This is a genomic window from Rhodanobacteraceae bacterium, assembly GCA_016713135.1.
GTDB lineage: Bacteria > Pseudomonadota > Gammaproteobacteria > Xanthomonadales > SZUA-5 > JADKFD01.
Genome location: JADJPR010000004.1, coordinates 59,843 through 85,880, shown reverse-complemented (window position 1 = coordinate 85,880; position 26,038 = coordinate 59,843). Strand labels below are relative to the sequence as shown.

Annotated in this window: 22 protein-coding genes, 1 tRNA gene and 1 pseudogene; 15 read left to right on the top strand and 9 right to left on the bottom strand. The window is 67.7% G+C overall.

Translation table 11 applies throughout. From position 1 onward, the window contains the following. Positions 1–39 precede the first annotated feature (39 nt). The 4 genes from IPK27_06175 to IPK27_06160 all read left to right on the top strand — a co-directional run bounded on the left by IPK27_06175 (position 40) and on the right by IPK27_06160 (position 5,196). The gene (locus IPK27_06175; protein ID MBK8067209.1) at positions 40–2,682 is read left to right on the top strand and encodes a hypothetical protein; all 2,643 of its coding nucleotides are present in this window, start codon (positions 40–42) and stop codon (positions 2,680–2,682) included. A 5-nt stretch (positions 2,683–2,687) separates the two neighbouring features. After that, on the top strand, positions 2,688–3,395 hold the full coding sequence (locus tag IPK27_06170; protein ID MBK8067208.1) for a hypothetical protein: 708 nt from the start codon (positions 2,688–2,690) through the stop codon (positions 3,393–3,395). Between the two features lie 128 nt (positions 3,396–3,523). Then, complete coding sequence (locus IPK27_06165; protein ID MBK8067207.1) at positions 3,524–4,633, top strand: tetratricopeptide repeat protein; 1,110 nt, start codon at positions 3,524–3,526, stop codon at positions 4,631–4,633. Continuing rightward, positions 4,630–5,196 (top strand): hypothetical protein, encoded by a 567-nt coding sequence (locus IPK27_06160; GenBank protein ID MBK8067206.1) that lies wholly within the window; start codon positions 4,630–4,632, stop codon positions 5,194–5,196. Before IPK27_06165 ends, IPK27_06160 begins: the two co-directional genes overlap by 4 nt. A 155-nt stretch (positions 5,197–5,351) precedes the next feature. On the opposite strand, the gene IPK27_06155 is transcribed toward IPK27_06160, so the two are convergent. The 9 genes from IPK27_06155 to rpsO all read right to left on the bottom strand — a co-directional run bounded on the left by IPK27_06155 (position 5,352) and on the right by rpsO (position 16,075). Continuing rightward, positions 5,352–6,092 carry a 16S rRNA (uracil(1498)-N(3))-methyltransferase gene (locus IPK27_06155; protein ID MBK8067205.1) on the bottom strand — a complete coding sequence of 247 codons (741 nt, stop codon included), beginning with the start codon at positions 6,090–6,092 and terminating at the stop codon, positions 5,352–5,354. Between the two features lie 9 nt (positions 6,093–6,101). Further along, entirely contained in the window at positions 6,102–7,901 is a 1,800-nt protein-coding gene (locus tag IPK27_06150) for a glycosyltransferase (GenBank protein ID MBK8067204.1), read from the bottom strand. After that, entirely contained in the window at positions 7,898–9,589 is a 1,692-nt protein-coding gene (locus IPK27_06145) for a glycosyltransferase (GenBank protein MBK8067203.1), read from the bottom strand. Before IPK27_06145 ends, IPK27_06150 begins: the two co-directional genes overlap by 4 nt. 294 nt (positions 9,590–9,883) lie before the next feature. Then, positions 9,884–10,621 carry a monofunctional biosynthetic peptidoglycan transglycosylase gene (mtgA, locus tag IPK27_06140; protein MBK8067202.1) on the bottom strand — a complete coding sequence of 246 codons (738 nt, stop codon included), beginning with the start codon at positions 10,619–10,621 and terminating at the stop codon, positions 9,884–9,886. Between the two features lie 135 nt (positions 10,622–10,756). After that, positions 10,757–11,821 (bottom strand): class III poly(R)-hydroxyalkanoic acid synthase subunit PhaC, encoded by a 1,065-nt coding sequence (locus IPK27_06135; protein ID MBK8067201.1) that lies wholly within the window; start codon positions 11,819–11,821, stop codon positions 10,757–10,759. 5 nt (positions 11,822–11,826) lie between these two features. Continuing rightward, positions 11,827–12,885, bottom strand: a complete 1,059-nt coding sequence (locus IPK27_06130) for a hypothetical protein (GenBank protein MBK8067200.1) — start codon at positions 12,883–12,885, stop codon at positions 11,827–11,829. Positions 12,886–12,971: 86 nt separating this feature from the next. Continuing rightward, on the bottom strand, positions 12,972–13,526 hold the full coding sequence (locus IPK27_06125) for a Uma2 family endonuclease (GenBank protein MBK8067199.1): 555 nt from the start codon (positions 13,524–13,526) through the stop codon (positions 12,972–12,974). Between the two features lie 116 nt (positions 13,527–13,642). Then, positions 13,643–15,754 carry a polyribonucleotide nucleotidyltransferase gene (gene pnp / locus IPK27_06120; GenBank protein MBK8067198.1) on the bottom strand — a complete coding sequence of 704 codons (2,112 nt, stop codon included), beginning with the start codon at positions 15,752–15,754 and terminating at the stop codon, positions 13,643–13,645. A 51-nt stretch (positions 15,755–15,805) separates the two neighbouring features. Then, the gene (gene rpsO, locus IPK27_06115; GenBank protein MBK8067197.1) at positions 15,806–16,075 is read right to left on the bottom strand and encodes a 30S ribosomal protein S15; all 270 of its coding nucleotides are present in this window, start codon (positions 16,073–16,075) and stop codon (positions 15,806–15,808) included. Between the two features lie 343 nt (positions 16,076–16,418). Here rpsO and IPK27_06110 point away from each other — a divergent pair. From IPK27_06110 to nuoH, 11 genes and pseudogenes are all read left to right on the top strand, one after another. Continuing rightward, positions 16,419–17,179: pseudogene (locus IPK27_06110) on the top strand (triose-phosphate isomerase). 8 nt (positions 17,180–17,187) lie between these two features. Next, positions 17,188–17,691, top strand: coding sequence for a preprotein translocase subunit SecG (gene secG / locus IPK27_06105; protein MBK8067196.1), 504 nt, complete (start codon positions 17,188–17,190; stop codon positions 17,689–17,691). Between the two features lie 27 nt (positions 17,692–17,718). Continuing rightward, positions 17,719–17,803, top strand: a tRNA-Leu gene (locus tag IPK27_06100). 94 nt (positions 17,804–17,897) lie between these two features. Further along, positions 17,898–18,257 (top strand): NADH-quinone oxidoreductase subunit A, encoded by a 360-nt coding sequence (locus IPK27_06095; GenBank protein MBK8067195.1) that lies wholly within the window; start codon positions 17,898–17,900, stop codon positions 18,255–18,257. After that, on the top strand, positions 18,248–18,802 hold the full coding sequence (locus IPK27_06090) for an NADH-quinone oxidoreductase subunit B (protein MBK8067194.1): 555 nt from the start codon (positions 18,248–18,250) through the stop codon (positions 18,800–18,802). The genes IPK27_06095 and IPK27_06090 overlap by 10 nt, the downstream gene beginning before the upstream one ends. Then, the gene (locus tag IPK27_06085; GenBank protein ID MBK8067193.1) at positions 18,802–19,527 is read left to right on the top strand and encodes an NADH-quinone oxidoreductase subunit C; all 726 of its coding nucleotides are present in this window, start codon (positions 18,802–18,804) and stop codon (positions 19,525–19,527) included. The genes IPK27_06090 and IPK27_06085 overlap by 1 nt, the downstream gene beginning before the upstream one ends. Before the next feature lie 3 nt (positions 19,528–19,530). Next, positions 19,531–20,784 carry an NADH-quinone oxidoreductase subunit D gene (locus IPK27_06080; protein ID MBK8067192.1) on the top strand — a complete coding sequence of 418 codons (1,254 nt, stop codon included), beginning with the start codon at positions 19,531–19,533 and terminating at the stop codon, positions 20,782–20,784. Next, on the top strand, positions 20,781–21,308 hold the full coding sequence (locus tag IPK27_06075) for an NAD(P)H-dependent oxidoreductase subunit E (protein MBK8067191.1): 528 nt from the start codon (positions 20,781–20,783) through the stop codon (positions 21,306–21,308). The genes IPK27_06080 and IPK27_06075 overlap by 4 nt, the downstream gene beginning before the upstream one ends. A gap of 5 nt (positions 21,309–21,313) precedes the next feature. Further along, positions 21,314–22,633: an NADH-quinone oxidoreductase subunit NuoF gene (gene nuoF, locus IPK27_06070; protein ID MBK8067190.1), complete on the top strand. Its 1,320-nt coding sequence runs from the start codon at positions 21,314–21,316 to the stop codon at positions 22,631–22,633. Next, on the top strand, positions 22,630–25,026 hold the full coding sequence (locus IPK27_06065; protein ID MBK8067189.1) for an NADH-quinone oxidoreductase subunit G: 2,397 nt from the start codon (positions 22,630–22,632) through the stop codon (positions 25,024–25,026). Before nuoF ends, IPK27_06065 begins: the two co-directional genes overlap by 4 nt. Next, positions 25,019–26,038, top strand: a complete 1,020-nt coding sequence (gene nuoH, locus IPK27_06060; GenBank protein MBK8067188.1) for an NADH-quinone oxidoreductase subunit NuoH — start codon at positions 25,019–25,021, stop codon at positions 26,036–26,038. Before IPK27_06065 ends, nuoH begins: the two co-directional genes overlap by 8 nt.

Here is a 26,038-nt window from a genome sequence, read left to right as displayed (position 1 = left end):
GCATGATCGCGGCTCCGGAACGAGCGCCTGCGGAGTGCCATGATTCGCCGATCCCCTGCCCGCCTCTCCAGTCTGGCGGCAGCGCTGGCCATCCTGTCAGGTTGCGTCACCACTCACCGGGCGCAGATGCAGGCGGATGCCCCGCCTGCGCCCGCACTGCGCGGCGCGCTCGCGTACGAGGCCTATGTCGGGCCCTACTGGCATGACCGCTTCACCTACCCGACCGGCCAGTACCAGCAGCGCTGGGCGCTCGACGCCGGCCGCGACGCCGCCCGGATTCCCGCGGCGGTGCCCGATGGGGCGCGCGCCCGCCGCAGTGCCAACGGCCTGGATGGAAACAACTTCACCCTGCTCGGGCCGCAGCCTTTGCTTCCGAGCGGCGATGCGGGCCGGACCAATGTCATCGTCTCGCATCCCGCCAATCCTGCCGTGGCTTGGCTGGCATCCGACGGCGGCGGCATCTGGAAGACCAGCAACTGCTGCAGCGCGAACACCACCTGGCAGATCAAGACCGACCTGCCGGAAATCGCCTCCAGTGCCATCAGCGACCTGACCCTGGATCCGTCCAATCCAGATGTGTTGTATGCCGGCACCGGCGACCTGCGCTACGGCTCCTTTTCCTTCGGCGCTTCCGGCGTGCTCAAGAGCGCCGATGGCGGCGAGACCTGGACGGTGCTCGGCGCCGACGTGTTCACGCCCTTCTATCCGCCATCGGCCAACGGTTTCCCGCAGTACCAGGCGATCGGCCAGGTGGAGGTTGACCCGAACGATTCGAACAAGGTTGTCGTCGGCACCAAGACCGGCCTCTACCTGTCCTACGATGCCGGCGCGAGCTGGACCGGCCCATGCCTGACCAATGCGTTCACCACCCAGCGCCAGGACATCACGGCGATCGTGCTGCGCGACCTCGGCGCCACCACGCAGATCGTTGCCGGCGTGGGCACCCGCGGTTTCAACACCACGGTGCAGCCCGACCTCAACCAGAACGGCGCGAACGGCATCTATCGCACGAATCTCCCGGCCAGCGGCTGCCCGGCGGCCTGGACCCTGATCTCGCGTCCCGACAACGGCTGGCCCGCGGGTACCGGCGGCGGCACACCCGGCAGCAACACCCTCGGCCGCGTTGAACTGGCCCAGGCGCCCAGCGACGTCGATACGCTGTACGCGAAGGTCGCATCCGGCTCCGACGCCTCCGCGATCCTCGGCATCTGGCGCAGCACTGACGGTGGCGATACCTGGAGCCAGCGCGCCAGCAACAGCAACTTCACCGGCTGCTCCAACGCGACGGCCCAGAGCTGGTACAACATCGGCATCACCGTGCATCCGAGCAATGCGAACATCGTGTTCAGCAGCCTGGTGGACGCCTTCCGCTCCTCCGACGGCGGCGCGACCTGGTCCAACATCACCTGCGGCTACGGCGGTGGCAATGTGCATGTGGACCACCATGCACGCAGCTTCGTCGCCAACCCGGGCAACCCGGCGCAGCCGAATGTGCTGCTCGGCAGCGACGGCGGCGCCTGGTACAGCAGCAACCCCTACTTCAGCGGCGGCCGTCCCAGCTTCATCTCGCTCAACAACACCTTGCCGACTGTCGAGTTCTACACCGGCGACATCACCGCGAACTTCGCCACCGCGCAGAACCGCGGCGCGGTCGGCGGCGCCCAGGACAACGGCTGTTCAGTGGCCTTCTGGAACAACGGGGCGCCGGTGGGTCCCACCGCGTGGACCCGCCGCAACGGTGGCGATGGCATGTACGTGCGGATCGAACCGGTGATCGGCAACTGCTGGTACATGTCGAGCCAGAACGGCGCGCTGGTGGTGTTCTCGAACCTGCCCGGCGGCGGCGGCTCGACCAACGCCTCGCCGAGTGCGGCGGGCTATTCGAGCGACACCAAGAGCTTCGTCACGCCTTTCGAGATCTACCGGAACGGCACCGATGCCAGCCCGTCCTGCGGCGGCACCGCGGGCAACACCCGGCTGATCCTTGGCACCAACCGGGTATGGGAAACCATCCAGGGCGCTATCCCGCGCTCCAGCTGGTACAGCAACAGCCCGGTTCTGACGCGCCCATCCAGCCCGCTGGCTGACCGCGCCTTCATCAATCAGCTCGCCTACGCGGTGAACACGCCGGCGAACGCGATTGCCGGCACCAATGACGGCAAGGTCTGGATGGGCTTCAACCTCGGTGCCGGCACCACCAACTCGGCCAACTGGGTCGATGTCACTGGCGGCAACGGCACGCTGCCGAACCGCCCGATCCTGGACGTCGCCACCGATCCACTGGATCCGTTGATCGGCTATGCGGCGGTGGGTGGCTTCGACCAGAACACGCCGGCCACGCCCGGCCATGTCTATCGGGTCGAGTGCACCGCGGCCTGCGCCAGCTTCACCTGGCGCGATGTCAGCGGCAACCTGCCGAACATCCCTGCCAACAGCATCATCGTCAACCCGCACCGTCCGAACCAGGTGTTCGTCGGCACTGACTGGGGCCTGTACTTCACCGACGACGTCAGCGCGCCCTCGCCGGTGTGGCAACTGCACGCCGGACTGCCGCGGGTGATGATCTGGGACATGACCATCGACCGCGGATTCACCACGCTCGCGGTGTGGACGCGCTCGCGCGGCGGCTGGGTGTGGCCGCTGCCGACCGCCGACGACCTGTTCGCCAACGGCTTCGAATGACGCCGGTGCAGCCATTGGCGCGCCTGGGCCGCAGCTTGCTGCTGCTCGGCACCTTGCTGCTCGCGGCTTGCGCGCAAACCCGCCACCACCGCGCCGATGGGGTCGCCGCCGAGGCGGCCCTGGGGCGCGGCGCCGAGGTGCTGATCGTCGAGTCGGATATCGAATTGAGCGAACTGCTCGGCAGCGGCGTGCAGCAGCCACGCGCCGACTGGACCGAGGGCGCGCGCCGGCTGGTCGACGATGCCATCGCCGATGAACTCCAACGCCGCGGCGCGCGCCTGACGCACTACCGGGCGCCCCAGGATCCGCAGCTGGCCCAACGCCAACGCCAGGCCATCCTGCTGCACGAGGCGGTAGGCACAAGCATCCTGATTCATCGCCACTTCGGTGTGCCGCTGCCGCACAAGGGCAAGGCCTTCGACTGGACCCTCGGCCCCGGCGTGCGCGCCCTCGATCCCGACGCCCGCTACGCGCTGTTCGTGTTCATCCGCGACAGCTACGCCAGCGGTGGGCGCAAGGCGATGATGGCCGTGGGCCTGCTGCTCGGCGTCGGTGTGTCGCTGGGCCAGCAGGTCGGTTTCGCCTCACTGGTCGACCTCGAAGACGGCCGCGTGGTCTGGTTCAACCTGCTGAGCTCGCAGACCGGCGATCTGCGCGACGCGGAAGGCGCGAAGGCGTCGGTGGCGAAGTTGCTCGATGGGGTGCCTTTGTGAGAAACGGGGGAAAGGGGAAGGGGGAAAGGGGTGATGGTCCGCAGCGCGAACGAGCTCTCCCGTGGGCTGCGACTGCGTTCATTCAAGCAGGAGTCCAATTCCCCCGCCCCCTTCCCCCTGCCCCACTTTTGCTGTTGCTGTTCGCCCTGCTCCTCTCCGCCTGCGCCGCCCCACGGGTGGACCGGGTGACGCCGGCGGCGCCGGCACCGGCGGTGGAGACCGACGAGGCGGGGCTGATCATGCAGATGGACCGCTTCGAGGCGGACCTGCGCAATTCCTCTGCGCTGGTGCGCGATCCGGCGCTGAATCGCTATCTCGCGGAACTGACGTGCAAGGTCGCCGGCAACTACTGCAACGACATCCGCGTCTACCTGGTGCGCCAGCCCTATTTCAATGCGCAGATGGCGCCGAACGGCATGCTGATCGTCTGGACCGGCCTCTTGCTGCGGGTCGAGGACGAGGCGCAACTGGCTTTCGTGCTCGGCCATGAGGTGGGTCATTACGTGGAGCGCCATTCGCTGGCACGCTGGCGCCAGCTCAAGTCGACCAGCAACCTGGCGCTGGCGCTGCAGGTGCTTGGCGGTGGCGGCCTGGTCGGCGCGGTGGCGAGCCTGGGCGCCTACGGCACGCTGTTCGCTTTCAGCCGCGACCAGGAACGCGCCGCGGACGCCTACGGCCTGGCGCGACTGCGCGAGATGGGCTACCGCGATCGCCGCGCCGGCGAGCTGTGGGCCGCGGTGTGGGAAGAGGAGAAGGTGCGCGATCGCGAGTTGCTGTCGTCGATCTTCGCCACCCATCCGGCGAGCGAGGAAAGGCGCGACGAACTGCTGGCCAGGGCCACGGATGCGCCCGGCACGACAGCCGCCGAGGCCTTCTGGTCGTCCATTGCAGTGCAGCGCAGCACCTGGCTGGAGGACGAAGTCGCGCGCCGCCACTACACCCAGTCCGAGGTGCTGCTGGGGCGCCTGCGCACCCTGCCTCCGGGACACGCCCAGAGCCTGCATTTCAGCGCCGAGATGGCGCGTCGTCGCGCGCGCGCTGGCGACCAGGAGCGCGCGATCGCCTGGTACCGCGAGGCGATTGCCACCGGCCAGGCTCCGGCGCAGAGCTGGCGCGGGCTGGGACTTTCGCTGCGGCAGCTCGGGCGTGAGGACGAATCGCGCGCGGCCTTGCGCGAGTACCTTCAACGCGCCCCGGATGCCGAAGACCGCGCACTGATCGAGGGCTGGCTGCAATGACCCCACGGTACCGCCAGTGGCTGTTGCTTGCGCTTGCCAGCGCCCTCGCCGGCTGCGGGTCACCGCTGGTGCAGCCCGGGCCGCGGGACGTCGATGGGCTCCGGCTGTCCACCCCGGTGGCCTGGAGCGATCTCGGCCATCGCGGCGAGCGCCTGTGGACGCGCGACGGGATCCCGCTGAATGCGCTGCGCATTTACGCCGACATCAAGCCCGGCGAGCACGTGTTCCGCGCGCGCCTGCGGGGCGAGCGCGACGAGGGCGCGCGCTTCCGCACCGGCCTGAGCGAGATCGAGATCGCGGAACTGATCGTCGAAGGCCTGCGCGGCTCCGGGCTGCAGAACGTCGAGGCGCGCGCGCTCGCGCCGGCGAAGATCGGCGGCGACGCGGGTTTCCGCGCGGAGCTCAGCTTCGACAACAGCGCCGGCCTGCACTACCGCGGCCTGCTGCTCGGCGAAGGCGCCGACGGCACCCTCAGCTTCCTGATGTACACCGCGCCGGCCGAACACTACTTCGAGCGCGACCGGGCCGCGGTGGAATCGATCTTCGCCAGTCTGCAGGAGTGATGTGCCGCAGCAAGGCGCCTGTTTCGCACCACCGACCAGTTGTTTTTGTCCGCAAAGGACGCAAAAGACGCGAAGAGAATCAACCGCTTTTCTTTGCGTCCTTTGCGTCCTTTGCGGACACAATGTCTTTTCCTCTCTGCGATGCGGCTCGCCGTCTACAGATCCCCAAAGCGCGCCTGCAGCGCCGCAATCGCCGCCAGGCCCGCGGTTTCGGTGCGCAGGATCCGCGGCCCCAGGCGCAATCCGCCGAAGCCCGCACGCTGCATCAGCGCGACCTCGGCCTCGCTGAAGCCGCCCTCCGGTCCAACGGCCAGCGTCATGGATTCGGCCGGCGTCAGCTCGCGCAGATCCAGCGCGCCGCCGGGATCGAGGACCAGTCTGGTGTCACCCGCGCCGTCCACGCCGCGTAAAGCCGCCAGCCAGTTCGGCAGCGCCATTGGCGCATCCAGCCGTGGCAGCGTCGCCCGCCCGCATTGCTCGCAGGCCGATGCGATCACCTGGCGCCAGTGGGCCATGCGTTTGGCCTCGCGCTCCGCATCCAGGCGGACCTCGGTGCGCTCGGTCAGCAGCGGCAGGATCGCGTGCACGCCCAGTTCGGTGGCCTTCTGCAACACGAGGTCCATCTTTTCGCCGCGGCAGATACCCTGCGCGAGGGTCAGGCGCAACGGCGATTCGGCCACCGGTGCAATGTCAGCCTCGACCCGCGCAGTGGTGCGCTTGCGGTCGAGCACCGCGAGCACCGCGCGCACTTCGCGCCCGCGCCCACCGAACAACTGCACCGTATCGCCCGCGCGCAGGCGCAGCACGCGGGTCAGGTGATTGGCGAGCGTCTCGCCGAGGACGATCTCGGCGCCTGGCGTGAGGTCGCCGTCATGGTAACCACGGGGAATTCGCATGCCGCGATCCTACGACAGCGCGCGCCGCCGCAGCATCCAGTTGACCAGCCAGCGCCCCGCCAGGAAGCGCTCGGCCAGCCGTCGCGCGAGGTGGCGCGTAGTCGGCGGCGCGTTCAGGGTGTGCGAAGCCTTGACCTCGTCAATGATCGCTGCCGGCGACAGCGCCGCACGCATCGACTGCTGGCGCGCGCGTGCATCGCGGTAGGCCTGGTCGAGCGCCTGCTGACGGCGCTCGGCGACGTCTGGCCGGGCCGGCACGCGGTAAAGGCTGGTGGTCTTGTCGACCAGCACGAAGCGATCCTCCAGGGTGTAGCGGGTCCACAGGTTCCAGTCCTCCAACTGGTCCATGTCCTCGGCGAAGCCGCCGTGGCGCTCGTACAGCCGGCGGTGGAACAGCACGCACTGGATCGGCATGAAGTTCTCCACCCACAAGGTGGCGTGGTTGAACGGCATCTGGAAGCGCAGCAGCCAGTCGGTCTCGCGGTAGCGCAGCGGCACTTCGCTCTCCACCTCGGTAGGCACTTCCCAGCCGATGCCATAGACGCCCGGCACCCCTTCCTGCTGCGCCACCGCCAACAGGTTCTCGACATGGTCGGCGTACAGAAGGTCGTCGTCGTCGAGGAAGTTCAGCCACTCGCCGCGCGCCAGCGACAGCGCGAGGTTGCCGGCCCGCGCGCGCCCGACCGGCGTGCCGGTGGCGACATAGCGCAGGCGCGGCTTGAGGTGCGCGAACTCGATGTCGAGCATGCGCCGGCACAGGTCCGGGCCATCCTCGACGATCACGATCTCGATGTTCGCCCAGGTCTGCTGCTCCACCGAGCGCAGCGCCTCGCGCAGCCACAGCGGGCGCTTGTGGGTGCGGATCAGGATCGACACCAGCGGCTGGCCGGACACCGGCGGCGCGCTGAAGAAGGCGCCCTTGCGCCGCCGCTCGAAGTCCCATCCGGCAAAGCGCGGCGCGAAGTGTTCGCTGGGCCGCACGCGCGTGCGCCGGAAGTGCGGCAACAGCCGCAGGCTCTTGCGCAAATTGCCGATCAGCGCGCGACGGCGACCGGGAAAGCTGTCGCCAACGCGGATCTCGCTCAGCAACTGGCGGTAACCCTCGCGCACATCGCGCCAGCTGCCGTAACGCATGCGCAGCAGCAGGTTGGCAAGCGTGCCGCCGGCCACCTGCGCCGGCTTGACCTCGCCGGCGTGGCGGTAGCTGTCGTGCACCACCCGCGCAGCCGGCAGGTAGCGCAGTTTCCAGCCCGCCGCACGCAGGCGCCAGCTGAGGTCGACATCTTCGCCGTACAGGAACAGTTGCTCGTCGAATCCACCCACCGCCTCGAATGCGCACCGGCGCAGCAGCAGCGCGGCGCCACTGCACCACTCGGTTTCCAGTGTCAACGGATGGTAGTTCTTCGGATGCTCGTAGGGTTGCTGGCGGCATTCGAAGGCCGCCGCCGGCGCGTCCTCGGACGCCTGCGCCAGAAGTGCGTGCAGTGCCCCGGGCAACAAGGCCGAATCCGGGTTCAGCAACAGCAGCCAGGGCGTGCGCGCATCCCGCGCCAGCGCATTGTGGGCGCGTCCAAAGCCGAGGTTCTGCTCGTTGGCGAGCACCCTCAGGGACGCAAAGTGCTGCGCATACCCGCCGGCCAGATCACGCACCACGGCCGCCACGGCCGGATCGACGCTGTTGTCGGCGATCGCCACATGCAGCGCGGTGCCGGCGCCCTCCGCGACCAGGCTGTCGAGCAGCCGGCGCAGTTGCGCGGCGTCGCTGTGCCAGGTCACCACCTGGACGTCGATGGCCTCGATCGCGCTCATGCCCGCGCCTCCGCCCGGCGCCGGCGCCACCCGAGCAGGCCACGCAAGCCAGCGCGCAGCGGCGCCGGCAGCCAGCCGGCCAGGCGATCGTAGCGCGCGCCCTTGACCCGCAGCGGCAGCAACTCTGACTCCAATGCATTAATGCGCTGATGCATGATGGCGATCTCCATGGCGCGCGCCTCGCTGGACTGCTGCAGCGCGGCGGCGCGCGCGCGCTCCTGGTTGAGTTGCGCGGTGAGAGAGTCGTTGCGCGCGGATAGTTCCGCGAGCGTCGCATCGCGCTGCGCGAGCGATTCGCCGAGCGTCCCGAGCTGGCGCTGCAGCTGCGCGGCGTCCGCCTCGACAGCCAGGTTGCGCGCGTTCAGCGCCGCGGCCATCGATTCGACGTCGGCATTGCGCGTGCGCAACGCCGCCACATCGCATTCGCGCTGCGCCAGCTCCGCGTCCAGGCGCGCGCGCACGCTGGCAAGCAGGTCCAGGTCCGCGGTCAGCCGCTGCACATCGGCCGCTTGCTTGTCGGCCCATGCACGCACCTGTGCGTAGTCGCGCGCCAGGCGGATGTTCTCGTGGCGGAAAACCACGTCGTCCAGCTGCGTGCGCAGCCAGGGTTGCAACTGCTCGATGGCAGCGGTCGCGCAGCCGGCCATCGCCGCCGGGAGCTTCGCGTACTGCGCGTCCATCGCCTCGATCATGTTCCGCCTCGCTGGCGCCATCGCTGGCCTCCTCTCACGAACCTGAGTACGCCACACGGCGGTGGCATCGCTCGCGCAAAGTGCGCCGAGCTGTCGCATCAGGGTGTCCGCATCGTCCGGATCAACCAGCAGTGCGCCGCCGCCGTGCAAGCGCACGCGCTCACCCAGCGCACCGCAATCGGGCACCAGCACCGGCAAGCCCGCCGCCCAGACGTCCGACAAGGCGTAGCTGAAGCTCTCGGCCAACTGGTTCGGGAACAGCACCAGGTCGACCGCGTAGTGCCGCAGCCAGTGCGCGGTCCGCGCGGCATCGAAGGGCCCATGCACCCACATCCGCCCGTCGCCGATCCAGCCCGGCTGCAACTGGTCCTCGGTGTATCCGATCAGGGTCCAGCGATATGCCGCGGCGCCGGGATGCGCGAGCCAGCGCAGCAATCGCTGCTTGCCCTTGTGAGCGCCAAGCGCTCCGACCACGGCAAGCGATCGCAGCGGCCGGTCGCATGGGACGTCGATGGGATCCGGCCACTCGACGCCCGGCTCGACCACCGCGGCGTGCAACCCCTCGCAGGCCCGCGCGAAGGCGTCAGCAAGGAAGCGCGACGGCGCCGTGATCGCGCCGGCGCGCGCGAGCACTGCACGCCAGCGCCCGGCCCACGCAGCGTCCGCGGGCGGCAGGCTCGCCGCGCCGCCGAAAGCATCCGCACGCAAGAAGCCGACATCGTGCAGGCTGGCCAGCCACGGCCGCCCGCGCCCGCTCCAGGCCTGCATCAGGGCCAGCGTGGCGGCGTCGAGATGGTGCAGGTGCACGGCACCCAGCGCGTGCGCGTCGAGCACAGCATCCAGCCAATCTGCCGCATCGGCGGGCATCGGCGGCAGTCGGTAAGGCAGGAAGCGGGCGAGCCTTCCGGCCGCAGCATGCTCCAGCACCCAGGTGTCTCCGCCGACATGCAGCAGCGCGTCGCCCGGCGCGAGCAGATCGCGCGCGAAGCGACACATCCCGCCTCCGCGCGCGGACACCAGGTGGAGAACGCGCGGCCGGGTCATCGCGCGGCCTCACACGGGGATTTGCCAGAGCTTGCCCAGATGCGAGGGCACGATGGCACAAGGGCACGAGGGCAGGCGAGCGCGGCAGTTCGCGCCGGGGGCGCTATTGCCGGCGATCCCGCACGCCCTCGATCAAGGGTGCGAGTTCCCTGGAGGGCACCCGCGCGCACAAGCGCGAGGCCGCGCAGGATCTGCTCTCCCGTGCCCTCGTGCCCTCGTGCCCCCGTGCCCTCGTCTCCGGCCGCCTCACTCCGCCAGACGCTGCAGCAGCGCCGGACCACCCAACTGCTCCATCTGGCGCACGATCCACGTCGCGCGCTGGTGCAGGTAGGGCGTGGGCTGGTCAGCGCGGCGCCGACGCGGATCCGGCAGGGTCGCGACCATGAGCGCGAGCTGGTAAGGCGCCAGCGCATTGCAGGGTTTGCCGAAGCGGCGTTGGCAGGCGACACAGAAGCCGAACATCCCATCGCCGGTCTCGGCAATATTCAGGTAGGTCTCCAGCAGACGCCGTTTCGGCCACGAGAGTTCCAGCAGCGCGGTGAACCAGACTTCCAGACCCTTGCGCACCCAACTGCGGCCGGACCACAGGAACAGGTTCTTCGCCACCTGCTGGCTGATGGTGCTGGCGCCGCGCATGCGCCCGCCGTCCTCGGCCTCGTCCAGCGCACGCTGGATCTCCACCGTGTCGAAACCGTGGTGTTCGAGGAAACGCTGGTCCTCCGATGCGATCACCGCGATCGGCAAGTAAGGGCCGTAGTCGTCCAGCGGGCACCAGCGGTGTTCGATGCGGAAGCCATCGATGCCGGCCCGGCGTGCCTCGAGAATTCGCTCGGCCATTACCCCGGTCAGCGGCGGCGTGGCGAAGCGGAACAGGAGAACCAGCAGAAGGCTGAGGACGACCGGCGCCAGCAACAGAAACCACAGCCAGCGCCGCCAGCGACGGCGCGGCTTGTCAGGTTTGGCGGCGGGTTTGCGGCGGGCCATCGTGGCTGGAGTCTAACGGGCCAGGCGCACTTGCGACCGCCCCTCATCCGGCCCTGCGGGCCACCTTCTCCCCGCGTGCGGGGAGAAGGAGCTATCCCCAAGTTCCTGGTCCCGAGTCCCCGGTCCCGGAACCGATCAGGCGCGCTTCGACAGCCACCCGTGGATGGTCGGCGCCACCTCACGCTGCGCGCGCCCGGAGACGTAGATGCCGATATGGCCGCCCTTGAACGCCAGCACGGTGTAGTCCTTGGTACCGACCTTGTCCTTCAGCGGGATCGACGCGCTCGGCGGCACCAGGTGGTCCTGCTCGGCGTAGATGTTGAGCACCGGCATCGTGATCTGCTTCAGGTCGACCGGCTTGTCGCCGATGCTGAGCCCGCCGTGCATCAGCTTGTTGCCCTGGTAGAAGTCGCGGATGAACTCGCGGAAGGCCTGGCCCGCCTGGTTCGGCGAATCGAAGATCCACTTCTCCATGCGCAGGAAGTTCTCCAATTCCGCCTTGTCGTCGAGGATGTCGACCAGGCCGACGTACTTCTGGTGGTTCAGGCGGAAGGGCTTGAGCGTCAGGTAGCACCAGTTCATCAGATCGCCCGGGACGTTGCCGAGGGTGTCGACGAAGAGGTCGATGTCCATGCCCTGGGTCCAGTGCGAGAGCATGTTGTCAGGCGTGTGGAAATCCACCGGCGTGACCATCGTGATCAGGTTCTTGACCTTCTCGGGGTAGATCGACGCGAAGCACAGCGAGAATGCGCCGCCCTGGCAGACGCCGAGGATGTTGATCGCCTTCAGGCCGTGGCGCTTGGCGACCACGTCCGCGCAGCGGCGGATGTAGCCGTTGATGTAGTCGTCCAGCGAGATGTAACGGTCGGCGGCGTCCGGATAACCCCAGTCGATCAGGTAGACGTCCTCGCCCTGCGCCAGCAGGTTGCGCACCAGCGAGCGATCGGCCTGCAGATCGGTCATGAACGGGCGGTTGACCAGCGCGTAGACGATCATGATCGGCGTCTTCGCGGTGGGCTTCTTGTCGCCCTTGAAGTGATACAGGACGACCTTGTCTTCGCGGTACACCGCTTCCTTCTCGGTGGCGCCGTAGTGGACGTCATCGAGCTTGCGCAGCACGTCGGCGCCAGCGGTCAACTTCTGGCTGTAGCGGGCCACTTCGTCCAGGGCCGCTTTCGGATCGATCTTCACAGGTCCCATGGCGCTCAGCTCCGGCTACGGCGGGTGGAGGATTTCGGCGTGCTGGCGGCGGCCGGCTTGGCGGCCTTGGCCTTCACCGGCTTGGGTGCCGCCGGCTTCTTCGCAGCAGCCGGCGCCTTCGGCTCGGCCACCACAGGCGCCGCAGCAACCACCGGCGGCGCCAGCTGGGCATCTTCCAGCCGCGCCAGGCGTTCTTCCAGGTCGGCGATCCGGCGGCGCATCTCGTGGTTGCGCTTGTGCACGCTGTCGAGTTCGGTACGGCCGGGAATGCCGAGCGCTGCGGTGCTGCGCTCGACCTCGCCCTGCACCAGCTGGCGCACGCGCATCTGAGAGTTCACCAGCGCGCCATAGGCCTCGCGGAACTCGTCGGACAGCGCGACTTCGGCGTAGCCCTCCTCGGCGGCGTCGACGAACACGTCGTACAGCCCGCGCAGGCTGGTGATCTCGCGGCCGGGCTCGCTGCGCTCGGCCAGCTTGGACTCGAACTTGTCGAGGCCCAGGCGACTGGCCTTGTACATCAGCGTGTTGTAGCGATTCATCTGGTCGTTGTAGTCGACCATGGCCTGCGCCAGGGCCTGCTGGCGCTCCTGCGACTCGCGGTTGTAGCCGAAGGCCGGCAGCGACAGCAGGCTGCGCGCATCAGCCTCCAGCGGCTTGGCCACTTTCATGAATTCGCGGAACAGGTCCTCGAAGCCCTTCGCACCCTCGGTGGTCACGCTGCGCAGCGCATCCATCACCGGGTTCTTGTGCACGTGCATGCCGCCGAAGGCCTTTTCGAGCGCCTCGCGCACGCCCGCCGCCGTAGAGAACTCCGGCTTGGTGGTGGCCAACTGGCCGATCACGCCCTGCATGAAATCGGCGAACTGCTTGGCGCTGCCGACCACCCGGTCGAGCACCTCGTTGCCGGAGTCGCGTCCGTTGAACAGCTTCAGCCAGACATCGAAACCTTCATGCACCGGCATCGACGGCGCGGCCCCGCCGCGCGCGGCGTCGGTCCAGGCAGAGAAGAACTGCTTTTGCATCGATTGCCAGTCCGGCAACCATGCAGCTTTGGGATCGGACACGGCTCGCGCTCCAGCTTGTGGGGTGCGCGGATGCTAGCAGGATGCTGCGGTGCAACAATACAAACCTTCGGCGAACCCGGGGCCAATTACCAGGCCCACAGCGGCGCCAGGTCGATCGCGACCGCATCGAAGGGTTCGGCGCGCATCGAATCGTCCTCGCCGAAGGTCTCCAGCAGCAGCCAATGCCCATCGGCGTGGCGCAGCACCTCGATGGTCTTCGCAGCCGGGTCCACCAGCCAGGCATGTGCCACGCCGAGCCTGCCGTACAGCGGAAGCTTGCGCGAGCGGTCCTTGCGCGCGGTGCCCGGCGAAAGGATCTCGCAGACCCAGTCCGGCACCACGTCGATGGGCCCGTCCGGGATCAGCGGCAGGCGCTCGCGGCGCCAGCCGGCAAGGTCGGGCACCAGCACGTGCGCGCCGAGGTGCAGTTCGGGTTCGACCAGAATCACCCAGCCACCGGGACCGCCCCTGCCCACTCCAAATGGACCGCTGACCTCGCGTGCAATGCCCGTTTCGATCTGCGCATGCCGAGAACTCGGCCGTGGCTGTGTGTGCAACTCGCCATCGATGATCTCGCCGGTGACGTGCTCCGGCAGTGCGAGGATGTCGTCGTAGCTGGCGAATCGGGGTACGGCGCTCATCGGACCATCCGCGGCGGCTTCGCGATCAGCTTACGCCGCCAGGCTCTGAAACGACAACGGGCCCCGCGGGGCCCGTTGCCTTGCAGCTCACGCGACCTGCGCCGCGCTCATTCGACTCAAGCCGAGGCGGCCGCCTCGTCTTCCAGCACGGCCTTGATCGACAGGCGGATGCGGCCCTGCTTGTCCACTTCGAGCACCTTGACGCGCACCGTGTCGCCTTCCTTGAGCTTGTCGGCGACACGCTCGACGCGCTCGTTGGAGATCTGCGAGACGTGCACCAGACCATCGCGGCCCGGCAGGATGGTCACGAAAGCGCCGAAATCCATCAGCTTGGCGACCTTGCCCTCGTAGATGCGACCCGGCTCGACGTCCGAGGTGATCTGCTCGATGCGCTTCTTCGCGGCATCGGCATTCGCCTGGTTGTTCGAGGCGATGGTGATCGTGCCATCGTCGGCGATGTCGATGATCGCGCCGGTTTCCTCGGTGATCGCGCGGATGGTCACGCCACCCTTGCCGATCACGTCGCGGATCTTGTCCGGGTGGATCTTCATGGTGAACAGGCGCGGCGCGTAGGAGCTCATCTCCGAACGCGGCGAGTCGATCACCTTGGCCATCTCGCCGAGGATGTGACGGCGGCCGTCGCGGGCCTGCGTCAGCGCGACCTTCATGATCTCCTCGGTGATGCCGTCGATCTTGATGTCCATCTGCAGGGCAGTGATGCCCTCCCAGGAACCGGCCACCTTGAAGTCCATGTCGCCGAGGTGATCTTCGTCGCCCAGGATGTCGCTGATCACGGCGAACTTGTCGCCTTCCTTGATCAGGCCCATCGCGATGCCGGCCACCGGCGCCTTCATCGGCACGCCGGCATCCATCAGCGCCAGCGAGGACCCGCAGACCGAAGCCATCGACGAGGAACCGTTGGACTCGGTGATTTCCGAGACCACGCGGATGGTGTAGGGGAACTCTTCCATCTTCGGCATCACCGCAGCCACGCCGCGCTTGGCGAGGCGGCCGTGGCCGATCTCGCGACGCTTCGGGGCGAGCATGAAGCTGATCTCACCCACCGAGAACGGCGGGAAGTTGTAATGCATCATGAAAGTTTCTTTCGACTCGCCCTCGGCGGCGTCGATGATCTGCGCGTCGCGGCTGGTGCCCAGCGTGACGGTGACGATCGCCTGGGTCTCGCCGCGGGTGAACAGCGCCGAGCCGTGGGTGCGCGGCAGCAGGCCGGCGCGCACGCTGATCGGGCGGATCGTGGTGCTGTCGCGGCCGTCGATGCGCGGACGGCCGGCGATGATGCGGTGACGCACCAGCGCGTACTCGAGGTTATCGAAGCTGCGCACCACGGCGGCGTCGGTCCAGCCGCTGGCCAGCGCCTTCTCACCGCCCAGGGCGGCGATGGTCGCGGCCTTGGCTGCGGAAACCGCGGTGCGGCGTTCCTGCTTCTCGCGGATGTCGTAGGCAGCGTTCAGCATGCCCTCGGCGACTTCCTTGACCGAGGCGTCGAGCGCCTGGTGGTCGGTCGGCGGGTTCCACGGGAACGGCGTCACGCCGACTTCCGCCACCAGCTCGCGGATCGCGTTGATGATCGCCTGCAGTTCGCGATGACCGAACATCACGGCGCCGAGCATCACTTCCTCGCTCAGCAGCTGCGCTTCGGATTCCACCATCAGCACCGCCTTGTCGGTACCGGCAACCACCAGCTCCAGCTGCGAAGTCTTGAGCTGCTCGGAGGTCGGGTTGAGGAGGTACTTGCCGTTGGCGTAGCCGACCTTGGCCGCACCGATCGGGCCCGCGAAAGGCAGGCCGGACAGCGACAGCGCCGCGGAGGCGCCGATCAGCGCCGGGATGTCGGCGTCGATCTCCGGGTTCATCGACAGCACCGTCGCCATCACCTGGACGTCATGGAAGAAGCCGTCCGGGAACAGCGGGCGGATCGGACGATCGATCAGGCGCGAGGTCAGGGTCTCGCGCTCGGTCGGACGCCCTTCGCGCTTGAAGAAGCCCCCAGGGATGCGGCCACCAGCGTAGAACTTCTCCTGGTAGTTGATCGTCAGCGGGAAGAAGTCGCGACCTTCCTTGGCCTTCTTGTCGCCAACCGCGGTGACCAGCACCACGGTGTCGCCCATGCTGACCATGACCGCTGCCGTTGCCTGGCGCGCGATCTCGCCGGTTTCCAGAGTAACCAGGTGATCGCCGTACTTGAATTGCTTGGTGACCTTCGCCACTGGGGGTGTCCTTGTACTGTGTTCGAAACGATTGGTTCGGGAAAGCAGGCCTTAGCGGCGCAGGCCCAGCTTCTCGATCAGCGCGCGGTAGCGGGCGTCATCCTTGCGCTTGAGGTAGGCAAGCAGCTGACGGCGCTGGTTGACCAGCTTGAGCAGGCCGCGACGCGAGTGGTGGTCTTTCTTGTGATCCGCAAAGTGGCCGGACAGCTGCTCGATACGCGCAGTCAGCAGGGCAACCTGCACTTCCGGGGAGCCGGTGTCGCCGGCGCTGCGGCCGTGGGCCTTGATGATTTCGCCGGTCTGGGTGGCATTCAGAGGCATGACAAACTCCTTGTCGTTGAGAGGACTGACGCCAAGCCCAGAAAGACGGCCGCCTGTGAGCCGATCCACCGAGCATGACGCGCGGACTCCGCGCCGCGGCATCATTGCGCGGGGCGACGGAGCAGCTGATCCGATCCGTGGGCGCCGGAAGCATGCGCATCGCTCGTGCGGGCATGTCGACCGGCCGGGACCGAAAAAGCCGCCCATTGTAGGCGCCGATGGCCCGAAAGAACAAGGAAGCCGCGCCCGGCCGAACGGCGTTGCAGTCGGGCACGTTGTGCAGCGCTTGATCGCCACGAACCCCGCCGCTATGGTCCGCCGCCGCGAACGGAGGGCTTTGCGCATGCGCCGCAGGATGGTCCTGGGTAACTGGAAGATGAACGGCACGCGCGCCGAAGCGAGCGCATGGTCGCGCGCCGCGGCGGAACTGGCCGTGAACCTGCCGCATGTCGATGTCGGCGTGCTCCCGGCCTTCGTGTTTCTCGCCGACGTCCAGCGCGACACCGCCGCAAGCCCTTTGTGGCTGGGCGCACAGGACGTCGCCGGCTACGACGACGGCGCGTACACCGGTGAGGTCTCCGCGAGCATGCTGGCGCAGTTCGGGGTTCGCGCGGTGCTCGTGGGACATTCAGAGCGGCGCCACGTGCTCGGTGAATCCGACGCCACCGTCGCGACCAAGTTCGAGCGCGCGCAGGCCGCCGGCCTGACGCCCGTGCTGTGCCTCGGCGAGACCCTGTCCGAGCGCGACGCCGGCACCACCGAGGCCGTCGTGCTGCGCCAACTCGATGCGGTGATCGAACGCTGCGGCGTCGCGTCGCTGCGCGCGCCGTGCTCGCCTATGAGCCGGTGTGGGCGATCGGCACCGGCCGCACCGCGTCGCCTGAACAGGCGCAGGCGGTCCATGCGTGCATCCGTAGCGCAATCGCAAAACGCGATGCTATGCTCGCCAGTCTTGTTCGGATCCTGTACGGCGGAAGCGTCAAGGGGTCCAATGCGGCGGAGCTGTTTGCCCAGGCCGATGTCGATGGCGGGTTGATCGGCGGCGCCTCCCTGGTCCCGAACGACTTTGCCGCGATCTGCCGCGCAGCCAACCAGGACGGTTGATTCCACTTATGAAGATTGCTTTCATCGTTGTCTATCTCGTGAACGCGATTGCGATGATCACGTTCATCATGCTGCAGCGCGGCTCCGGCGCAGCCGCAGGCTCCGGCTTCGGCTCGGGCGCCTCCGGCACGGTGTTCGGTGCACGCGGTTCCGCGAACTTCCTGTCGAAGGCCACCAAGTGGCTGGCGGTGGTGTTCTTCGCGATGAGCATGGGCATGGCGGTGTACGAAGCGCGCGTCGGCATCAAGCGCGACGCGGCAGCGGAACTGGGCGTCATGGGCGAGTTGCCGACGCCGGCCGCTCCGGCTGCCGGCAGCGAAGTACCGACCGCCGGCAGCGAGACACCTGCCGCGGGCGAGACCCCGGCAGCGCCGTCTGCCAGCACCGGCAGCGACACGCCGGCTGCCGCGGGCGAAGTCCCGGCAGCTTCGACGAATGTCGAAGTCCCGGCAGCGGAAACAAGCGAAACGGCGCCCGCGGAAGCGAGCAACGAGGGTGCAAAACCGCAATAATGCGGCGCGATTGATCCAGATCAGAAGGCCGACGTGGTGGAATTGGTAGACACGCTACTTTGAGGTGGTAGTGGGGCAACCCGTGACGGTTCGAGTCCGTCCGTCGGCACCAATGTGAAGCGCCCGAGGGCGCACCTGCAGCCCGGCCCCGCGCCGGGTTGCGGCTTCAAGGGGTCAGAAATCATCCGGAGCGGAGCGGTTCAGGCATGGATCTGCAGCAATATCTTCCCATTGCCCTGTTCCTGGGCGTATCCACGGTCATCGGCCTTGCGCTACTTGTCCTGGGCTCGCTCCTGGGTCCGCGCAAGCCGGACAGCGAGAAACTCTCGCCCTACGAGTGCGGCTTCGAGGCCTTCGAAGACGCGCGCATGAAGTTCGACGTGCGCTACTACCTCGTCGCCATCCTGTTCATCATCTTCGATCTCGAAATCGCGTTCATGTTCCCATGGGCGGTGGTACTCGACGAACTCGGCTGGGCCGCGGTCGCGTCGATGAGCCTGTTCCTCGGGTTGCTCGTGGTCGGCTTCATCTACGAATGGAAGAAGGGAGCGCTCGAATGGGAGTGAGCGACGTCATTGCGGATGCCTTCCACAATCCGACTCCGATCGGAACGGTCGACGACATCCTCCGCCCCGAAGCCGACAACCCGCTGATCCAGCGTGGCTTTGCGGTCACTTCCGCGGATGCGCTGATCAACTGGGCGCGCACCGGATCGATGTGGCCGATGACCTTCGGCCTCGCCTGCTGCGCGGTGGAGATGATGCACGCCGGCGCGGCGCGCCTGGACCTCGACCGCTTCGGCGTGGTGTTCCGCCCGAGCCCGCGCCAGTCCGACGTCATGATCGTGGCCGGCACCCTGGTCAACAAGATGGCCCCGGCGCTGCGCAAGGTCTACGACCAGATGCCGGATCCCAAGTGGGTCATCTCGATGGGCTCCTGCGCCAACGGCGGCGGCTACTACCACTACTCCTACTCGGTGGTGCGCGGCTGCGATCGCGTGGTGCCGGTCGACATCTACGTCCCGGGCTGCCCGCCGACCGCCGAAGCGCTGGTCTACGCCATCCTGCAGTTGCAGAAGAAGATTCGCCGCACCAACACGATCGCACGCTAATGACCGAAGCACGCACTACGCTGCTGGAGCAGATCCAGTCCCGGTTCGGCGAGGCGATCCTCTCCGCCCGCGAAGCCCTCGGCCAGTACACCATCGAAGTGGCGACCGATCGGGTACTCGAAGTGATGAAGGCGCTGCGCGACGAGAAGCCCTTCCGCTTCCAGCAACTGATCGACGTCTGCGGCGTCGATTACCTCTCCTACGGCGATGACGAGTGGGAAACCGACCTCGTCACCGACGAGGGCTTCAGCCGTGGTGTGCTCGGCGCTGGCGCCGGCCGCTTCGCCTGGGACAACCGTCCGCGCCCGGCCGGGATCCCGAACCGCTTCGCCGCGGTCACCCACCTGCTGTCGATCGAGCACAACCTGCGCCTGCGGGTGCGCTATTTCGCCCCGGACGACAGCCTGCCCGTCGTTCCCTCGGTGGTCGATATCTGGGGCGCAGCCAACTGGTTCGAGCGCGAGGCCTTCGACCTCTTCGGCATCGCCTTCGAGGGCCACCCGGACCTGCGCCGGATCCTCACCGACTACGGCTTCATCGGCCACCCCTTCCGCAAGGACTTCCCGCTGATCGGCAACGTGGAAGTGCGCTACGACCCGGACAAGGGCCGCGTGGTGTACGAACCAGTGTCGATCGAGCCGCGCGTCGGCGTGCCGCGCGTGGTGCGTACCGATTCGCGCTACCTGCAGGCGCAGAACGAAGCGCAGCAGACCAAGGCGAGCTGAACCATGGCCGAGATCCGCAACTACACGATGAACTTCGGGCCGCAGCATCCGGCCGCGCACGGCGTGCTGCGCCTGGTGCTGGAACTGGATGGCGAGACCGTGGTGCGCGCCGATCCGCATGTCGGCCTGCTCCACCGCGGCACCGAGAAGCTGGCCGAGAGCAAGCCCTACAACCAGTCGATCGGCTACATGGATCGCCTGGACTACATGTCGATGATGTGCAACGAGCACGCCTATGTGCGTGCGATCGAGCGCCTGCTCGGCGTCGAGGCGCCGATCCGCGCGCAGTACATCCGCACGCTGTTCGACGAAGTCACGCGCATCCTGAACCACCTGCTGTGGCTGGGCAGCAACGCGCTCGATCTTGGTGCGATGACCCTGTTCCTGTACGCCTTCCGCGAGCGCGAGGAACTGATGGATGCCTACGAGGCGGTGTCCGGCGCGCGCATGCACGCCTGCTACTACCGTCCGGGCGGCGTCTACCGCGATTTGCCCGAGCGCATGCCGCAGTACAAGGAGAGCCGCTGGACCAAGGGCGCGGATCTCAAGCGCCGCAACGAATGGCGCCAGGGCAGCATGCTCGATTTCTTCGATGCCTTCTGCGAGGACTTCTACAAGCGCATCGACGAGTACGAAACGCTGCTCACCGACAACCGCATCTGGAAGCAGCGCACCGTCAACATCGGCGTGGTGTCGCCTGAACTGGCGCTGCGCATGGGCATGAGCGGCCCGATGCTGCGCGGCTCCGGCATCGCCTGGGATCTGCGCAAGAAGCAACCCTATGCCGCCTACGACCAGGTCGAGTTCGACATCCCGGTCGGCGTCAACGGCGACTGCTACGATCGCTACGTCTGCCGCGTCGAGGAACTGCGCCAGTCGACCCGCATCATGCAGCAGTGCATCAAGTGGCTGCGCGCCAACCCGGGCGACGTGATGCTGCGCAACTACAAGGTGGCCCCGCCCTCCCGTGTCGAGATGAAGGAAGACATGGAAGCGCTGATCCATCACTTCAAGCTGTTCACCGAGGGCTACTCGGTGCCGCCGGGCGAGATTTACTGTGCAGTCGAGGCGCCGAAGGGCGAGTTCGGCGCGTACATCATCGCCGACGGCGCCAACAAGCCCTTCCGCGTCAAGCTGCGCGCCCCCGGCTTCGTGCACCTGTCGGCGATGGACGAGATCGTCCGCGGCCACATGCTGCCGGACGTGGTTGCGGTGATCGGCACGCTGGATATCGTGTTCGGAGAGATCGATCGATGAAGGCCCGCAACGAGCAGGCCGTGCCGGTCGCGGTCGATGCCCACCAGGCACTGACCGCCGACAGCCGCGCGCAACTGGATGCCTGGATCGCGAAGTACCCGGCGGACCGCAAACGCAGCGCCGTGCTGGCGGGCCTGCGTATCGCCCAGAAGCAGAACCTCGGCCACCTGACCGACGAATTGATCGCTGCGGTGGCCGCGTACCTCGGCATCCCGACGACCCAGGCTTACGAGGTCGCGACCTTTTATTCGCTGTTCCACATCGGGCCGTGCGGGCGCCACAAGGTGTCGATCTGCACCAACATTTCGTGCTGGCTCAACGGCGCCGACCAGTTGCTGGAGCACGTCGAGCACAAGCTCGGCATCCACGCCGGCGAGAGCACCCCGGACGGCCGCATTCACCTGATCCAGGAAGAGGAATGCCTGGCCGGCTGCGTGCGCGCGCCGATGATGTGGGTGAATGGCGAGTATCACGAGCATCTGACCACCGAAAAGGTCGATGCGATCCTGGATGCCCTGAAGTGACGACGATGATGAATCCGCTCGGCCTCGTCCCGCAGGCCCACAACGTCTGCTTCACCACGCTGCACTACGACCAGCCGTGGAGCTACGAGAACTACCTGAAATCGGGTGGCTACCAGGCGCTGCGCAAGGTGCTGACCGAAGGCTGGACCCGCGAGCAGGTGATCGACGCGGTCAAGGCCTCGGCGCTGCGCGGCCGCGGCGGCGCGGGCTTCCCCACCGGCCTGAAGTGGAGCTTCATGCCGCGCAATGCGCCGGGCACCAAGTACATCCTGTGCAATTCGGACGAGTCCGAGCCCGGCACCTGCCATGACCGCGACATCCTGCGCTTCAATCCGCATGCGGTGATCGAGGGCATGATCATCGGCGGCTGGGCGATGGGCGCCACCGCTGGCTACAACTACATGCGCGGCGAGTTCCAGGGCGAGTCCTTCGAGCGCTTCGACAACGCCGTGCGCGAGGCCTACCAGCACGGCTGGCTGGGCAAGAACATCCAGGGCTCAGGCTTCGACTACGACCTCTACGCCTCGCTCGGCGCCGGCGCCTACATCTGCGGCGAAGAAACCGCGCTGATGGAATCGCTGGAAGGCAAGAAGGGCCAGCCGCGCTTCAAGCCGCCCTTCCCCGCCAACTACGGCCTGTACGGCAAGCCGACCACGATCAACAACACCGAGACCTTCGCCTCGGTGCCGGCGATCATCCGCAACGGCGCCGAGTGGTTCCTCGCCATCGGCAAGCCGAACAACGGCGGCCCGAAGATCTTCTCGGTCTCCGGACACGTGCAGAAGCCCGGCAATTACGAGGTGCCGCTCGGCACCCCGTTCCGCGATTTGCTGGAAATGGCCGGCGGCCTGCGCCCTGGACGCAAGCTCAAGGGCGTGATCCCGGGCGGTTCGTCGATGCCGGTGCTGCCGGCCTCGGTGATGATGGACATCACGATGGACTTCGACAGCCTGCAGAAGGCGGGCTCGGGCCTCGGTTCCGGCGCGGTCATCGTGATGGACGACAGCACCTGCATGGTGCGCGCGCTGACCCGCATCTCGCGCTTCTACTACCACGAGTCCTGCGGCCAGTGCACCCCATGCCGCGAAGGCACCGGTTGGATGTACCGCGTGCTCAAGCGCATCAGCGAGGGCAAGGGCACGCTGGAAGACCTGCACCTGCTGAAGAGCGCCGCCGGGCAGATCGAGGGCCACACCATTTGCGCCTTCGGCGAGGCCGCCGCGTGGCCGGTGCAGGGCATGCTCAAGCAGTTCTGGCCCGAGTTCGAGTACTACGTGACCCACAAGAAATCGATCGTGGACGATGCGATGAGGAACGCGGCATGAGCGCGGCGCCCACCGGACAATCCGCCCCCGACCTCGTCAACATCGAGATCGACGGCCAGGCGCTGAAGGCGCCCAAGGGCGCGATGATCATCCAGGCCGCCGACAAGGCCGGCATCCAGATCCCGCGCTTCTGCTACCACGAGAAGCTGGCGATCGCGGCCAACTGCCGCATGTGCCTGGTCGACGTCGAGAAGGCGCCCAAGCCGATGCCGGCCTGCGCCACGCCGATCATGGAAGGCATGAAGGTCTACACGCGCAGCAAGCGCGCGCTGGACTCGCAGCGCAACGTCATGGAGTTCCTGCTGGTCAACCACCCGCTCGACTGCCCGGTCTGCGACCAGGGCGGCGAATGCGAGCTGCAGGACGTGGCGATGGGCTACGGCCGCTCGGTTTCGCGCTTCGCCGAGCGCAAGCGCGTGGTGGCCGACGAGGACCTCGGTCCGCTGGTCGCCACCGAGATGACCCGCTGCATCCATTGCACCCGCTGCGTGCGCTTCATGGACGACATCGCCGGCACCACCGAGCTTGGCGGCATGTTCCGCGGCGAGCACACCGAAATCGGCACCTACATCGGCCGTTCGCTGCGCTCCGAGCTGTCCGGCAACGTGATCGACCTGTGCCCGGTCGGCGCGCTGACCAACAAGGTGTTCCGCTTCCGCGCGCGTCCGTGGGAGCTGCTGGCGCGCGAGAGCATCGGCTACCACGATGCGCTCGGCTCCAACCTGTACCTGCACATCCGCCGCGGCGAAGTGCTGCGCTCGGTGCCGCGCGACAACGAAGCGATCAACGAGAACTGGCTGTCCGATCGCGACCGCTACAGCCACCAGGCGCTCACCCACGCCGATCGCGTGACCACGCCGCGCATCAAGCGCGACGGCAAGTGGGTGGATGCCAGCTGGGAAGAGGCGATCAAGGCGGCGGCGGAGGGCCTGCAAGCCGCGGTGTCACGCCACGGCGGCGATTCGCTGGCCGCGCTCGCCAGCTCTGGCGCCAGCGCCGAAGAACTGTACCTGTTCCAGGCGATGGCTCGCGGCCTGGGCAGCGCGAACATCGACCACCGTCTGCGCCAGTTGGACACCAGCGACGATGCCGCCGCCCCGATCGCGCCGGGTTTTGCCGCGCCGGTCGCCGGCTACTCCGATGCGCGCGCGATCCTGCTGGTCGGCAGCCATCCGCGCCACGATGCGCCGCTGCTCGGTCATCGGATCCGCCGCGCGTGGAAGCACGGCGCCGAGGTTCACGCGATCAATCCGCTGGCCTTCGACCACCATTTCTCGCTGGGACAGAACCTGGTCGGCAATCCGGAGCAGCAGGTCGCCGACCTCGCCGCGGTCGCCGCTGCGCTGGCCCAGTTGCGTACTCTGGCCTGCAGCGCCGAAATCAATGAATGGGCCGCGCGTTCGACCCGACAGGTGGAAGCCGCGGCCATCGCGCGCGGCCTGCACGAGCGCGAACCCAGCCGCGTGCTGTTCGGCGACCACGCCGTGCGCCACCCCGCTGCCTCGCTGCTGCGCCGCATCGCGCGCTTCATCGCGCAGGCCTGTGGTGGCAGCTTCGACGAAATGCCGCAGGGTGCCAACGGCGGCGCCGCCTGGCGCGTGGGCTGCGTGCCGCACCGCGGACCGGCCGGCGCGAGCGTGCGTGTGGGCCTGGCTGTGAACGCGGCGCTGCACGCGAAGCCGCGCGCGCTGGTGCTTTACGGCGCCGAGGTCCCGGAAGACTTCGCCAATGGCGCGGCTGCGCAGCAGGCACTGTCCGGAGCGGAATTCGTGCTCGCCTTCGCCGCATATGTCAATCCGGCGCTCGCCGCCCACGCCAACGTGCTGCTGCCGATCGGCCTGACGCCCGAGATCGACGGCAGCTACGTGAACGTCGATGGCACGGTGCAGACGGTCGCCGCCGGCGCCAAGCTGCCGGGTGAGGCGCGTGCCGGATGGCGCGTGCTGCGCGCGCTGGGTGCACAGCTCAACTTCGCCGGCTTCGATGCGATCGACTTCGCTGCGGTGCATGCCACGGTCCGTCCGCTGCTGGAAGGCGGCAACGTGGAGCCCGGCGCTGCCGCCGCCTCCCCTGCCCCGATGTCCGCGGGCGAAGGCTTCGTGGTCCAGCAGTACCTGCCGATCTATCGCGTCGACAGCGTGGTGCGACGCGCGCCAGCCTTGCAGGGCACCGTGCTCGGCGAGGACGGCAACCTGCGCGTCAATCCCGAGGATGCGCTGGCGCTGGGCATCGGCACGGGCGGCGACGTGGCCATCGGCGGCAAGCGCTACGCGTGCACCGCCTCAGCCGAGGTGCCGCGGGGCATGTGTCGCATTCCCACCGGATTCGCCGCCGCCGCCGACCTCCCGGTCAGCGGCCAGCGCATCGTGATCGAGCGGGTGAGCCATGGATGATCTGTTGCTGCTTGCGTGGACCCTGATCAAGATCCTTCTGATCGCGGTGCCGCTGATTGTCGCGGTGGCCTTCTACACCCTGGCCGAGCGCAAGGTGATCGGCTGGATGCAGGTGCGCCTGGGCCCCACTGAAATCGGCCCGCTGGCACTCGCACAGCCCTTTGCCGATACGGTGAAGGCGATCTTCAAGGAGATCGTGCTGCCGACCAACGCCGACAAGTTCCTGTACCTGCTCGCACCGGTGCTGACCCTGGCCCCCGCCTTCGCGGCATGGGCGGTGATCCCCTTCGACCAGGGCATGGCGCTGACCCAGATCGACGCCGGCCTGCTCTACCTGCTCTCGATGACCTCGCTCGGCGTCTACGGCGTGATCCTCGCCGGCTGGGCGTCGAACTCCAAGTACGCCTTCCTCGGCGCGATGCGCTCGGCGGCGCAGATCGTCTCCTACGAGATCGCGATGGGCTTCGCGCTGGTCGGCGTGATCGTCGCCTCCGGCAGCCTGAACATCGAGAAGATCGTGCTCGCGCAGGCAGGCAATGCCGGCTTCTTCGAGTGGTTCTGGCTGCCGCTGCTGCCGCTGTTCGTGATCTACGTGATCTCCGGCGTGGCCGAGACCAACCGCGCGCCCTTCGACGTCGCCGAGGGCGAGTCGGAAATCGTCGCCGGCTTCCACGTCGAGTACTCGGGCGCCGCCTTCGCGGTGTTCTTCCTCGCCGAATACGCGAACATGATCCTGATCAGCTTCCTCGCTGCGATCATGTTCCTGGGCGGCTGGCTGTCGCCGGTGCAGGGCTGGATCGGCGGTCCGCTGGGCGAGCCGAGCTTCATCTGGCTGTTCGCCAAGGCCGGCTTCTTCGCTTTCTGCTACCTGTGGTTCCGCGCCACCTTCCCGCGCTATCGCTATGACCAGATCATGCGCCTGGGCTGGAAGGTGTTCATCCCGATCACCATCGTCTGGATCGCCGTGATCGCGGTCCTGGTGGTCGGCAAGTTCGTCGAACGCGGCGTCTGA